Origin of the sequence: Pseudomonas sp. Marseille-Q1929, from assembly GCF_017316265.1 — a bacterium.
Taxonomy (GTDB): Bacteria; Pseudomonadota; Gammaproteobacteria; order Pseudomonadales; family Pseudomonadaceae; genus Aquipseudomonas.
In genome coordinates, this window is the sequence record NZ_JAFLWU010000002.1 from 384,026 (window position 1) to 396,272 (window position 12,247).

The 12,247-nt window shown below is 61.1% G+C and carries 12 protein-coding genes; 7 read left to right on the plus strand and 5 right to left on the minus strand.

From position 1 onward, the window contains the following. Positions 1-106: 106 nt before the first annotated feature. Entirely contained in the window at positions 107-2,461 is a 2,355-nt protein-coding gene (locus tag J1G37_RS05210) for a penicillin acylase family protein (RefSeq protein WP_207040423.1), read from the minus strand. Between the two features lie 30 nt (positions 2,462-2,491). Further along, entirely contained in the window at positions 2,492-3,067 is a 576-nt protein-coding gene (locus tag J1G37_RS05215) for a DUF6436 domain-containing protein (RefSeq protein WP_207040424.1), read from the minus strand. A gap of 98 nt (positions 3,068-3,165) precedes the next feature. Between J1G37_RS05215 and J1G37_RS05220 the strand changes: the two genes are divergently transcribed. Next, positions 3,166-4,089: an alpha/beta hydrolase gene (locus J1G37_RS05220; RefSeq protein ID WP_207040425.1), complete on the plus strand. Its 924-nt coding sequence runs from the start codon at positions 3,166-3,168 to the stop codon at positions 4,087-4,089. 107 nt (positions 4,090-4,196) lie between these two features. On the opposite strand, the gene J1G37_RS05225 is transcribed toward J1G37_RS05220, so the two are convergent. After that, positions 4,197-4,949, minus strand: coding sequence for a DUF2059 domain-containing protein (locus J1G37_RS05225; protein ID WP_124526817.1), 753 nt, complete (start codon positions 4,947-4,949; stop codon positions 4,197-4,199). Between the two features lie 132 nt (positions 4,950-5,081). Between J1G37_RS05225 and J1G37_RS05230 the strand changes: the two genes are divergently transcribed. Both J1G37_RS05230 and J1G37_RS05235 read left to right on the plus strand, forming a co-directional pair. After that, a complete protein-coding gene (locus J1G37_RS05230) occupies positions 5,082-5,714 on the plus strand; it encodes a 2OG-Fe(II) oxygenase (RefSeq protein ID WP_207040530.1) in 633 nt (210 codons plus the stop codon). A 2-nt stretch (positions 5,715-5,716) separates the two neighbouring features. Further along, positions 5,717-6,211, plus strand: coding sequence for a DUF523 domain-containing protein (locus J1G37_RS05235; RefSeq protein WP_207040426.1), 495 nt, complete (start codon positions 5,717-5,719; stop codon positions 6,209-6,211). Between the two features lie 100 nt (positions 6,212-6,311). Here J1G37_RS05235 and J1G37_RS05240 read toward each other — a convergent pair whose 3' ends face one another. After that, the gene (locus J1G37_RS05240; RefSeq protein ID WP_207040427.1) at positions 6,312-6,803 is read right to left on the minus strand and encodes a transporter substrate-binding domain-containing protein; all 492 of its coding nucleotides are present in this window, start codon (positions 6,801-6,803) and stop codon (positions 6,312-6,314) included. Positions 6,804-6,937: 134 nt separating this feature from the next. On the opposite strand from J1G37_RS05240, the gene J1G37_RS05245 reads away from it, so the two are divergent. Continuing rightward, the gene (locus J1G37_RS05245) at positions 6,938-7,378 is read left to right on the plus strand and encodes a DUF4399 domain-containing protein (protein ID WP_207040428.1); all 441 of its coding nucleotides are present in this window, start codon (positions 6,938-6,940) and stop codon (positions 7,376-7,378) included. A 65-nt stretch (positions 7,379-7,443) separates the two neighbouring features. On the opposite strand, the gene serA is transcribed toward J1G37_RS05245, so the two are convergent. Next, positions 7,444-8,673, minus strand: coding sequence for a phosphoglycerate dehydrogenase (gene serA / locus J1G37_RS05250; protein ID WP_017736698.1), 1,230 nt, complete (start codon positions 8,671-8,673; stop codon positions 7,444-7,446). Positions 8,674-8,878: 205 nt separating this feature from the next. On the opposite strand from serA, the gene J1G37_RS05255 reads away from it, so the two are divergent. From J1G37_RS05255 to J1G37_RS05265, 3 genes are all read left to right on the plus strand, one after another. Further along, positions 8,879-10,273, plus strand: a complete 1,395-nt coding sequence (locus J1G37_RS05255; RefSeq protein ID WP_207040429.1) for an FAD-binding oxidoreductase — start codon at positions 8,879-8,881, stop codon at positions 10,271-10,273. A 22-nt stretch (positions 10,274-10,295) separates the two neighbouring features. Beyond that, positions 10,296-10,961: a fumarylacetoacetate hydrolase family protein gene (locus J1G37_RS05260; RefSeq protein WP_207040430.1), complete on the plus strand. Its 666-nt coding sequence runs from the start codon at positions 10,296-10,298 to the stop codon at positions 10,959-10,961. Between the two features lie 264 nt (positions 10,962-11,225). Beyond that, positions 11,226-12,152, plus strand: a complete 927-nt coding sequence (locus J1G37_RS05265) for an SdiA-regulated domain-containing protein (protein ID WP_207040431.1) — start codon at positions 11,226-11,228, stop codon at positions 12,150-12,152. The last annotated feature ends 95 nt before the right edge of the window (positions 12,153-12,247 follow it).

The window sequence follows — 12,247 nt, forward strand, 5'->3', positions numbered from 1 at the left end:
CCACGCGGTCAAAAATGTGGGAGCTGGCTTGCCTGCGATAGCGGTGTGTCAGATACACCGCCATCGCAGGCAAGCCAGCTCCCACACTGATTGGGTTTGCAGATGATTATCGGGCGGGCAGCAGTTTCAAGGTGCCACGGGTATTGGCGGTGATTTCTTCATCGGTGAAGTGTGCCTGTTCGTAACCGCCCTCGATATACGTCTCCGCCTGGTCCCCATAATGCCGGTCAAACGGCACACCGCTTTGCCCCACCGGGTTGATGGTCAGGGCGTGGGCCACGTCGGCAAAGTCGATCAGACGGCGGGTGGATGGCCCGTAGGTCACCGGCCAGGGCGCCGGGCCGATGTTCGCCGATTGGTTGTTCGGCACCTCGTGGCTGCCCGGTGCCGGGAACGGGCCGACGTTGAACACGAGGTCCAATGGCTTCTGCATGCCCAATGGATGGCCGTGGGTCAGGGTGTGGGCCTTGCCCCATTGCCACTGGCTTGGGTCATCGCCGAAGGTGCTCTTGAGGTGGGCGAGGCTGTTGTCCCAGGCGCGCTTGACGGTCTCGGCGCGCTGGCCGTTCCACCACGGTGAGTCCGGCGCTGCCGCCAGGCGTGGCAGCGCGGCATCGATTACGCGGGTGCTGAGCAGGGTCTTGAACATGCCGTCGCCGAGCTTGGGGTGGAACGCCGCGTCGGCGAGGTTGAACAGGAACTGGTTGAACAGCGTGGCGCTGGTGGAATCCAGCGGGTAGTCGCCTTTCCAACTGGCCAGTTGCTCGACCAGCTGCAATTGCGCCGGGTCCTTGACCACCTCGCGCAGCACCGGCAACAGCGGTGCCAGCAGGCGTGGGCCAAAGGCCGTGGTGGTGCCCAGTTGCAGGGCCTGGCTGTTATTTACATCCCACTTCACGCTGTTGTCGCTCAACTGCGCATTCAACTGCTGGCCGCGGTCGGCCAGGTTGTAATAACCGGGGATCTCCAGGCCGATGGGCGACACCGGCTGCGCGTTCGCCGACACCACATAACCGCGCGCCGGGTTCTCTTCCTGCGGGTTGGCGCTGAACGGGTAGAAACCCAGCTTGTCGGCCTGGGCCGTGCTGCCATCAAGGATAAACCCGGCGTTGACCCCGGCCGGGCGGATCGGCAACTGCGCCGCCGCCCACCAGCCGATGTCGCCCTTGGCGTTGGCCCACACGATGTTCAAACCCGGCGCCGAGACCTTGGCTGCCGCCGCGCGCGCCTTGGCCAGGGTGTCGGCGCGGTTGAGCTGGTAGAAACCTTCGAGGATCGGGTTCTGCGTGTCGAGGAACGCCCACCACATGGCAATCGGCGTCTTGCCGGCGTTGTCGCCGAGCACGTCATTGATGATCGGGCCGTGGGGCGATTGGCGCAGGGTGAGGCTGACCGGGGCCTGGCCCTTGACCTTGATCTGTTGCTCAGTGCGGGTCATGTCGACCCAGGCGTCGTGATACCAGACCTGGTTGGGATTGTCCGGGTTGACCTTTTCGGCGATCAGGTCGAGGTCATCGTTCTGGAACATGGTCAGACTCCAGCCAAAGTCCAGGTTGTGCCCCAGGAACGCCACCGGCACCAACGCGTTGTGATAGCCATACAACTCAAAGCCTGGCGCCGATAGCTGCGCCTCGTACCACACCGACGGCACCGAAAAGCGGATATGCGGATCGCCCGCCAGCAGCGGCTTGCCACTTTTGGTGCGATTGCCGCTGATGGCCCAGGCGTTGCTGCCCTCGAACTGCGGCAGGCCGTTGTCGGCCAGCGCTTGTTCGCTCAGGGATGCGAGGGCGCCGAGGGTCTGCCAATCGCTGGCGGCGAGGTTGAGCGCGCCCTTGGGTTGCCAGTCGAGGTCGAAGACTTTGAGGTAGTCGCTGCCCAGTTGGTCGCGTACGTAAGTCAGCAAGGGTTCGGTACGAAAGGCAGCGGCAAAGCTGTAGGCCATGTACCCGGCGACGCTGATGGTGTCTTCGGCGGTAAACGGCCGCTTGGGGATGCCCAGCACGTCGAACTCCACCGGGCTGGCGTGGCTGTCCTGATATTGATTGATCCCATCCAGATAGGCCTGCAGGGCCTTCCAGTGCGCGGATTCATGGTCCAGCTGCGCGACGTAAGTGGCGGCGCGGTCGCGAATGCGCAGGCTGCGGAACAGCTTGTCAGTCTCCAGTACCTTGGGTCCGAGCACTTCGGCCAGCTCGCCACGGGCCAGGCGCCGCATGATTTCCATCTGGAACAGGCGGTCCTGGGCATGCACGAAGCCCAGGGCGCGATACAGGTCGGTCTCGTTTTCGGCGCGGATATGCGGCACGCCACGGTCGTCATAGCGCACCGTGACCGAACCTTGCAGGTTGGCCAGCGTCACCGTGCCCTGGCGGGTCGGCTGCTTGCTGTAGAGGTACACGCCGGCGCCAACGGCGACCAACACCAGCAGAACCGCGAGAACCTGCAAGACGCGCTTCATGAACTTTCCTTAGCCAGAATGGGTAACGGACTACTGCTCTTTAGGCCACGAACAATAGCAGCCCACCGCCAGGGTGTGCGTGGCATTCACCTCGCGGCCGTCTTCCAGCGCCTGCAGGATCGGCTCGATAAAACTGTTGCTGGAATTGCACGTCAGCCCCTCGCTGTAAGGCCCGAAATACGCGAGTTTGCCCGTGCGATCCCAGATCCCCACGGCGGGGCTGGCCGGCACTTGATCGGCGCCGGGCAGGGCGGTGAGGATTTTCATCTGGCGCAGGTTGTCGGGCAATTGGCCGTGGCTGCCGGTTTTTTGCAGGGCGTAGAACTCGACGCCCTGGGGCGCGTAGTGCTCGATCAACTCGCCGAGGTGTTGCTGGTTGCCGACGTTGCACGGGCAGGCCGGGTCCCAGAAGTGCACCAGGCGGATCGGGCCGGGGCCGGCGAGGTCGGCGGGCAGCTTCAACGGGTCACCGGAAAACACCGCCGTGTGTTCGCTGAAGGCGCGCAGGTAGCGGCCCTGGAACCAATCATACGCCGCCCACAGCACGCCGGCGCAGAGGACCAGGAGCAGGCTGGCGAACAGGGCGGAACGGTAGGGCGGTCGCATTCAGATGTATCCTCGAAGGTCGCGTAGCTTGCCATGCTTGTCCTGACAGATGAATATCGCAGCTCGATATTCATCCGCGCCGTAGTCTGGAAGCCTTTATGCCCGTCACCTTTGACCCCGATCATCTGCGCGAAAGCTTGCGGCTCTTGGTTGACGCTCAACCGCTCTCTGTGGAAGCACGGGTCTACCAGCGTTTCTACGGGCTTGATCAGGCCGTGAGTCGCCTGGGGCGTTTCGAGGTGGCGGGGTTTCAGGTGGTTGCGCAAGTGTGGTGGCCGGCTGCGCCGGTGGCGACGATGTTCATGTACCACGGTTTTTACGACCACATGGGGCTGTATCGCCATGTGGTGAAGTGGGCGCTGGACCAGGGCTTTGTGGTGATCGCCTGCGACCTGCCGGGACACGGCCTGTCCAGCGGCGTGCGCGCCAGCATCGACGATTTTGCGGTGTACCAGCAGGTCGTGCAGGCGCTGTTTGCCGAGGCGAAAGCGCTGCAACTGCCGCAACCCTGGCACCTGTTCGGGCAAAGCACCGGTGGCGCGGTGGTGGTGGATCATCTGCTCAACCATGGCGCTGACAGTCCGGCCCAGGGCAAGACGTTCCTGCTGTCGCCACTGGTGCGGCCACGGGCGTGGGGTTGGTCGCAACTCAGCTATTACCTGCTGCGCCCGTTCGTCAAAGGCATCGCGCGGCGGTTCAGCGATAACACCCACGACCCGGCATTCAGGCCGTTCCTCGAAGCCGACCCGTTGCAGCCCCGCCAGTTGCCCACCGCCTGGGTCGGCGCCTTGGCGCGCTGGATCAAACGCATCGAAGCCGCACCACGCAGCCCACGGCGGCCGGTGATCGTGCAAGGCGAGGAAGATATGACGGTGGACTGGCAGCACAATTTGCAGGTGCTGCGGGGCAAGTTTGATCAGCCCGAGGTGTTGATGCTGGCGCGGGGTAGGCATCATTTGGCGAATGAGATTTCGGAGATTCGCGAGGAATACTTCAAGTACCTCACCGACCACCTGAAGTAACTCGGTCAAAAAATGTGGGAGCTGGCTTGCCTGCGATGGCGGTCTATCAGTTACTGATTTGTTTACTGATACACCGCCATCGCAGGCAAGCCAGCTCCCACAGATTTTTACTGTGTCAGGCTTGAAGTACTTTGGCCGACTGCCAAGCCCGCTCGGATCGCTGCCAGCGCCGCCTGGTAATACGCCTTCCCCTCCGCCGACTCCGCAAACGTGGCGAATTCTTCCAACTCCGGGTCCGACAAATCCCGATAGACATACAGCAACGTATTGTTCAGATCATTGCCAATCTGCTGCATCAGCCGCTCACGCTGGCCATTCAACATGCCTTGCGCCTGACCGCCGCCGAGCAGGCCGGGAATCATCTGGCTGAGGCTGTCGGCCGCCACGCCGGCAATCGCCAGGCTCACTTCCGCCCCGGCTTCACGTGCAGGCAACGCTTGCGCCAAATGACCAATGATCAGGCTACGCGTCGCGTCGGCTTCGATTTTCGGCAGGCCCTGGGCGTTTTTCGCCAACTGGTCGCGGCGCGTGGCCAGCAACTCGGCGGCGACGATCTTGCGGCCCAACGGCGATTGGAAAAAGGCCAGGGCCGGTGCCGGGTCCGCCAGGTTCTTGCGCAATTGCGCTTCGGCACGCTGGTCCATCGCCTGGGCGGCAAAGCGTTTATTGCTGTTGTCCACCAGCGCCTGGTACACCGCCGGCGGCAAGCTATTGCGGTAGCGTTGTTGGGCGGCGCTGAGGGCGTCGTTGAAATGCGCACGTTGTTCGGCCCAGCCGGCGACCTTGTACAACTGGTCATGGCCGTCTGCCCAGGCGGGCAAAACGCAGAACATCAGCAAGGATAAAAACAAACGACGCATTAGGGACTCCTGTCAGTCGGCCACTATTGTCCGTGTCGGGCGTAGGATTTGTCGAGAAGTCCTATCGGTCACCTGACTAAAGTGTATTCAGACGCTCGGCGGCTCTGTCGGATTCACAGGCGTATGGATACTATGCGCGCCATGCAAATACCCTTCGATCACCCGCTGTTGCAACGTATTGTCGACGACCTCGCCGAAAAGGGCTGGTCGCGTCAGGACGGCTTCCTGCCCCAGGCTCTGACCCTGGAACTGGCGGCTGAGTGCCGTAAACGTGCAGCCGAAGGTGAATTGGCTCCGGCGGCGGTAGGGCGCGGGCCGGCCCAGGAGATTCGCGAGGGCATTCGCGGTGACCATATCCAGTGGCTGGAAGAGGGCGACGCGGCCGTCTGCGGCACTTACATGGGCCTGATGGACAGCCTGCGCCTGGCGATGAACCGCGGACTGTTCCTCGGCCTGGAAGACTTCGAAAGCCACTTCGCGATGTACCCACCGGGGGCGTTTTACCTCAAGCACCTCGACCGTTTCCGCGACGATGACCGGCGCATGGTCTCGGCGGTGATCTACTTGAACGACGCCTGGCTGCCCGAGCATGGCGGCCAGTTGCGCATGTACCTCAAGGACGCCGTCGAATACGACGTGGTGCCCACCGGTGGTTGCCTGGTGGTGTTCCTGTCCGGCGAAGTGCCCCACGAAGTCATGCCCGCCACGCGCGAACGCCTGTCCCTCACCGGCTGGTTTCGCCGGCGCGGCAACGAGCCGTTTTGACCATGGAAAAGATTCTGATCAGCCGCTGTTTGCTCGGGCACAAGGTGCGCTACGACGGTGGTGCCAGCGGGCCGTTCGATCAACTGGCGGCGTGGCAGGTCGAAGGGCGGGTGGTTGCGATCTGCCCGGAAGTGTCTGGTGGTTTGCCGACACCGCGTCCGCCTGCGGAGATTCCCGGCGGGCAGGGCGTGGCGGTGTGGGAGGGGCGTGCGCAGGTGTTGACGGCCGAGGGCGAGGACTTCAGCGCGGCCTTTCTTGACGGTGCACGGCAGGCGTTGGCGTTGGTGCAGCGTCACGGTATCCGCATTGCTGTGCTGAAGGCGAATAGCCCGTCTTGTGGGAACTTGCTGACGTACGATGGCACGTTTAGTGGCGTGAAAGTCAGCGGCGAAGGCGTGACGACGGCGCTGCTCAGACAGCATGGGGTGCAGGTATTCAGTGAGCTGGAGTTGCCCGAAGCGGCAGCGGCCTTGGCCCATCTCTCAGAAAATGTGTAGTTCAATGTGGGAGCTGGCTTGCCTGCGATAGCGGTGCATCAGTCCCACATCAGTTACTGACCCACCGCAATCGCAGGCAAGCCAGCTCCCACATTTAAAATCACTCGGCTTTGGGTGCGGGCTCGGTCTCAAGCCACTTCTGCGCCAACGCCTTCAACCGCCCATCCTCCTTCACCCGCTGCAACGCCTTGTCCAAGCTCGCCTTGAACGCCGGGTTGCCCTTCTGGAACGGTATCGCCAGCTCCGGCTTCTCGTTGTACGCCTCACTGAAATCGAACCGATCCTGCAACAGGGCAGTCATAGCGATATGGTTGATGGCCACGTCGTACTTGCCGGTTTCCACCCCCGGCAGCAGATCGGCGTCGTCGGTGGTGATAAACGAGGGGCGTACGTCCATCTCCTTGGCCAGTTGCTCACCCAGTTCCACTTCAAACCCGGTGAGTTTGTCGCCTTCCTTGAAGTTGAACGGCGGGGTGTTGGCTTCAAGGGCGATACGCAGTTCGCCACGGTCAAATACGTCATCGACCAGTTCGGCGTGAGCCAAGGGGCTCATCAGGGGCAGCACAAGTAACAGGCCAGGCGAAAAGCGCATGGTCACTCCTAGAGAATTTTTATGTGCGAGGCGCCGTTCAGCATCGCTTTGCTATGGTGTTGAGTGCCTTGGACAGCAATTTGTCGCGAAGTTGTCATAACCCTACAGATTTCACCGAAAAACTGGAGAAGCGAATGAAAGCCCTTTTGTCCCGTGCAACGATTGCCAGCCTGCTGCTGGGCGCCTCGATGATGGCCAGCGCCGCAGACCTGCCGCGTACCCCTGCACCTGCAGGTGCCGAAGTGTTTATCGTCTCGCCTAAAGACGGCGCGACCGTCGACAAGACCTTCACCGTCAAATTCGGCGTCAAGGGGCTGGACCTGGAGCCCATTGACAAGCAAGTGCATGGCGCTGGTCACCATCACCTGCTGGTAGATCGCGATGTGCAGTCGCTCAAGGCTGATGAGCCGATTCCGGCCGATGCCACCTCGATCCACTTCGGCAAGGCCCAAACCGAAACCGAACTGACCCTCACCCCAGGCAAGCACACCCTGCAACTGGTGGCTGGCGATAACGTGCACCGCCAGTTCGAGCCTACTGTAGCCTCGAAAGTGATCACGGTTAACGTTAAGTAAGATTTGTTCAGATGCAAAAAAAGGGAGCCCCGAGGGGCTCCCTTTTTTATGGTGCCGTTGAAACCTTAGAACAACACGCGGCTACGAATCGTGCCTTTGATGTGCTGCAGCTTCTCTTGCGCCAGGTCCGAGTATTCGGCGTCGACGTCGATTACCACGTAGCCGACCTTCTCGTTGGTCTGCAGGAACTGACCGGAGATGTTGATGCCGTTTTCCGCGAAGACCTTGTTGATCTCCATCATCACGCCAGGGATGTTCTGGTGGATGTGCAGCAGACGGTGCTTGCCAGGGTGAGCCGGCAGGGCCACTTCCGGGAAGTTCACCGACGATACCGAGGTACCGTTGTCGCTGTACTTGACCAGCTTCTCCGACACTTCCAGGCCGATGTTGGCTTGGGCTTCGGCAGTGGAACCGCCGATGTGCGGGGTCAGGATCACGTTGTCCAGGCCACGCAGCGGGCTTTCGAAGATGTCGTCGTTGGAGCGTGGCTCCACCGGGAACACGTCGATTGCCGCGCCGATCAGGTGCTTGTCCTTGATCGCGTCGGCCAGGGCGTCCAGCTCGACCACGGTGCCGCGTGCAGCGTTGATCAGGATGCCGCCTTTCTTGATGGCGCGGATTTCCTTCTCGCCGATCATCCACTGGGTCTCAGCGGTTTCCGGGACGTGCAGGGTGACGATGTCGGACATGCCCAACAGCTCGGTCAGGCTGGCCACTTGCGTGGCGTTGCCCAATGGCAGCTTGGTCAGGGTGTCGTAGAAGAACACCTGCATGCCCAGGCCTTCAGCCAGGACCGACAACTGAGTGCCGATCGAGCCGTAACCGACGATACCCAGCTTCTTGCCGCGGATTTCGAAGGAGTTGGCTGCGCTTTTGATCCAGCCGCCACGGTGGCAGGAAGCGTTCTTCTCAGGAATGCCGCGCAACAGCAGGATCGCCTCGGCCAGCACCAGCTCCGCAACGGAACGGGTGTTGGAGTACGGTGCGTTGAACACCGCGATGCCGCGCTCGCGCGCTGCGTTGAGGTCGACCTGGTTGGTGCCGATGCAGAAACAGCCGACTGCCACGAGTTTCTTGGCGTGATCGAAGATCTCTTCGGTCAGCTGAGTGCGGGAGCGAATGCCGATGAAGTGCGCGTCGGCGATCTTTTCCTTGAGTTGGGCTTCCGGCAGAGAACTGGTGATGTACTCAATGCTGGTGTACCCGGCGGCTTTCAGAACGTCGACAGCCGATGGGTGGACGCCTTCCAGAAGAAGGAACTTGATCTTGCTCTTATCGAGAGAAGTCTTGCTCATCTGCGTAAACCTGTATCCCGGAGAAAAATGGCAGGGAATCGGATCGCGTAAGCTGACCCGGACGGCAGGAAAGCCGTCACCGCAGAAACGCCCTTGGGCTCTGTCCTGCGGGGGCGGTATGCTAGCATACGCGCCCCGCTAAACACCTATTCCTGCGACGTGAAGCGTTCTCAGGATGACCATGAATTGTTCGAGAGTTCTGTCGATGACCCATCCTGCCCTGATTGATGAGCTGAAGACCCTGGTTGAGCCTGGCAAAGTGCTGACCGATGCAGACTCCCTGGAGGCTTACGGCAAGGATTGGACCAAGCACTTCGCACCCGCGCCGACCGCCATCGTCTTCCCCAAGACCATCGAGCAGGTCCAGGCCATTGTGCGTTGGGCCAATGAGCACAAGGTGGCACTGGTGCCATCCGGTGGCCGTACCGGCCTGTCCGCCGCCGCCGTGGCCGCTAATGGCGAAGTGGTCGTGTCGTTCGACTATATGAACCAGATCCTCGACGTGAACCTCACCGACCGCACCGCCGTGTGCCAGCCGGGCGTGGTCACCAAGCAATTGCAGAACGTCGCCGAAGAAAACGGCCTGTACTACCCGGTGGACTTCGCGTCGTCCGGTTCCAGCCAGATTGGCGGCAATATCGGCACCAATGCCGGCGGGATCAAGGTGATTCGCTACGGCATGACCCGCAACTGGGTGGCCGGCATGAAGGTCGTCACCGGCAAGGGCGACGTGCTGGAGCTGAACCGCGACCTGATCAAGAACGCCACCGGCTACGACATGCGCCAGCTGTTTATCGGCGCGGAAGGCACCCTGGGTTTTGTGGTGGAAGCCACCATGCGCCTGGACCGGGCGCCGAAAAACCTCACCGCGATGGTGCTCGGCACCACCGACTTCGACTCGATCATGCCGGTGCTGCACGCGTTCCAGAACAAACTCGACCTGACCGCCTTTGAGTTCTTCTCCGACAAGGCTCTGGCCAAAGTCCTCGGCCGTGGCGACGTGCCGGCGCCGTTCGAAACCGAGTGCCCGTTCTACGCCCTGCTGGAATTCGAAGCCACCACCGAAGAAGTCGCCAACCATGCGCTGGAAACCTTCGAGCATTGCGTGGAGCAGGGCTGGGTGCTGGACGGCGTGATGAGCCAGAGCGAAACCCAGCTGCACAACCTGTGGAAACTGCGCGAGTACATCTCCGAGACCATTTCCCACTGGACCCCGTACAAGAACGACATCTCGGTCACCGTGTCGAAAGTGCCGGCGTTTTTGAAGGAAATCGACGCGATCGTCGGCGAACACTACCCGGACTTCGAAATCGTCTGGTTTGGCCACATCGGCGACGGCAACCTGCACCTGAACATCCTCAAGCCAGAAAACCTGAGCAAGGACGAGTTCTTCGCCAAGTGCGCCACCGTGAACAAGTGGGTGTTTGAAACCGTCGAGAAGTACAACGGTTCGATCTCCGCCGAACACGGCGTGGGCATGACCAAGCGCGATTACCTGACCTACAGCCGTTCGCCGGTGGAAATCGAGTACATGAAAGCCGTCAAAGCCGTGTTCGACCCGAACGGGATCATGAACCCTGGCAAGATCTTCGCTGTTTAATCGCCCCTGAAGGAGTCGTTCCATGAGCTACCAGCACAAGTATGTCGACGGCACCAACATCCACTTTCCGGTGGGCAAAGTGGTGTGCATCGGGCGTAACTACGCCGAACATGCCAAGGAACTGGACAACCCGGTGCCCACCGAACCGTTGCTGTTCATCAAGCCAGGCAGCTGCGTGGTGGCACTGGAGGGCGGTTTTGCCATCCCTACCGAGCGCGGTTCGGTGCATTACGAAGCGGAAATCGCGGTCCTGATCGGCAAGCCGTTGTCGACCAAGCCGAGCCGTGAAGAAGTGCTGGATGCCATCTCCGGCTTCGCCCCGGCGCTGGACCTGACCCTGCGCGACAAGCAAGCCGAGCTGAAAGCCAAGGGCCTGCCGTGGGAAATCGCCAAGTCCTTCGACGGCGCGGCAGTAATCGCACCGTTCGTGGTCAGCAGCACCTTCCCGGACGTGACCGACATCGGCATTCGCCTGACCATCAATGGCGAAGTGCGCCAGGACGGCAACAGCGCGATCATGCTTAACCCGATCGTGCCGATGATCCAGTACATGGCCGGCTGCTTCTCGCTGCAAGCGGGCGACGTGATCCTCACCGGCACCCCGGCCGGCGTGGGCCCGCTGAATGTGGGCGATGAGCTGGTGTTGGAGTTGTCGGGCGTTAACCGCTTCGAAAGCAGCGTTCGCTGACCCAAGACCTGTGAGGTCAAAATGTGGGAGCGGGCTTGCCCGCGATGGCGGTCTATCAGTTACAGATATGTTGTCTGATCCACCGCTATCGCGGGCAAGCCCGCTCCCACCCAAGCCCATTCCCACATTGGTTTTGTGTGTGTCGGCAATTTCCGCGGCTTTGCATTTTTTTCACACCCCATCCGGATAATCCTCAGCCTCTTGCGCGCGGGCTTCCTGATCCTGTGCTATCACCTAACGCTGACTTTCCGGAATAAGCGCCCCATGGCCGTCACCCTGCCCAGCAGTACCTCCAAGCCGCGTTCCCGCTTTGCCCTGCGCTGGTATTCCTGGCTGCTATTGGCTGGCGTGATTTCCTACGGCGTGGCCTGGGCCATGCACTGGGACGATCGCGGTGTGCTGTGGGTGCTGGAGCGCTTTGAAACCCCCGCCGAACGCCAACAAAGCGTGTGGCTGCCGGACTATCACGCGGTGATCGATGGCAAGCTGTTGCCGGGGATGGAGAAGGATGAGGCTTCGGACGTCTCTTACAATCCGCAGACCAAAACCCTGTTTTCCGTCATGGGCAAGAACCCGTTTCTCGTCGAGTTGAGCCTGCAAGGCGACGTGCTGCGCAAAATGCCGTTGAACGGCTGGAGCAACCCGGAGGGCGTGACCGTCCTGGAAAACGGCCTGATCGCCGTGGTCGATGAGCGCGAACACAGCCTGACCATCGTCAAGCTCGATGCCAGCACCACCCAACTGAACAAGGCCGACTTCCCGAGCTATGACCTGGGCCCGTCGAAAAACCAGAACAAAGCCTTTGAAGGCATCACCTGGGACAAGCGCAACCAACAGATCGTGCTCGGCGAAGAACGCCCACCGGCGCTGTTCACCTGGAAAAGCGACGGCAGCCAGACCCTGGCAGGTGACAAACAAAAGCTGACCAGCACCGAATTGGACATGCGCAACCTGTCGGCCCTGGCGGTGGACCCACGCACCGGGCACCTGCTGGTGCTGTCGGCCGATTCCCATCTGCTGCTGGAACTGGATGAAAAGGGCGAGCAAGTCAGCTTCATGACCCTGCTGGGTGGTTTCAACGGGCTCAAGGACACCATTCCTCGGGCGGAAGGCGTGACGATGGATGAGGATGGCAACTTGTACATGGTCAGTGAGCCGAATCTGTTCTATCGCTTCGAAAAACAGAAATAGCACACCGGTTACGTCGGATAGTTCTCTAAGAACGGCGTTCTCCAGACAATAGAGCGTGTTTAAGTTTAAATTCAGACGGGCGTGATATTCATGCG

Excerpts from the sequence above, each read along its gene's own strand:
- J1G37_RS05210 (WP_207040423.1), bottom strand. The coding sequence starts at position 2,461 with ATGAAGCGCGTCTTGCAGGTTCTCGCGGTTCTGCTGGTGTTGGTCGCC.
- J1G37_RS05215 (WP_207040424.1), bottom strand. The coding sequence starts at position 3,067 with ATGCGACCGCCCTACCGTTCCGCCCTGTTCGCCAGCCTGCTCCTGGTC.
- J1G37_RS05220 (WP_207040425.1), top strand. The coding sequence starts at position 3,166 with ATGCCCGTCACCTTTGACCCCGATCATCTGCGCGAAAGCTTGCGGCTC.
- J1G37_RS05225 (WP_124526817.1), bottom strand. The coding sequence starts at position 4,949 with ATGCGTCGTTTGTTTTTATCCTTGCTGATGTTCTGCGTTTTGCCCGCC.
- J1G37_RS05230 (WP_207040530.1), top strand. The coding sequence starts at position 5,082 with ATGCGCGCCATGCAAATACCCTTCGATCACCCGCTGTTGCAACGTATT.
- J1G37_RS05235 (WP_207040426.1), top strand. The coding sequence starts at position 5,717 with ATGGAAAAGATTCTGATCAGCCGCTGTTTGCTCGGGCACAAGGTGCGC.
- J1G37_RS05240 (WP_207040427.1), bottom strand. The coding sequence starts at position 6,803 with ATGCGCTTTTCGCCTGGCCTGTTACTTGTGCTGCCCCTGATGAGCCCC.
- J1G37_RS05245 (WP_207040428.1), top strand. The coding sequence starts at position 6,938 with ATGAAAGCCCTTTTGTCCCGTGCAACGATTGCCAGCCTGCTGCTGGGC.
- serA (WP_017736698.1), bottom strand. The coding sequence starts at position 8,673 with ATGAGCAAGACTTCTCTCGATAAGAGCAAGATCAAGTTCCTTCTTCTG.
- J1G37_RS05255 (WP_207040429.1), top strand. The coding sequence starts at position 8,879 with ATGACCCATCCTGCCCTGATTGATGAGCTGAAGACCCTGGTTGAGCCT.
- J1G37_RS05260 (WP_207040430.1), top strand. The coding sequence starts at position 10,296 with ATGAGCTACCAGCACAAGTATGTCGACGGCACCAACATCCACTTTCCG.
- J1G37_RS05265 (WP_207040431.1), top strand. The coding sequence starts at position 11,226 with ATGGCCGTCACCCTGCCCAGCAGTACCTCCAAGCCGCGTTCCCGCTTT.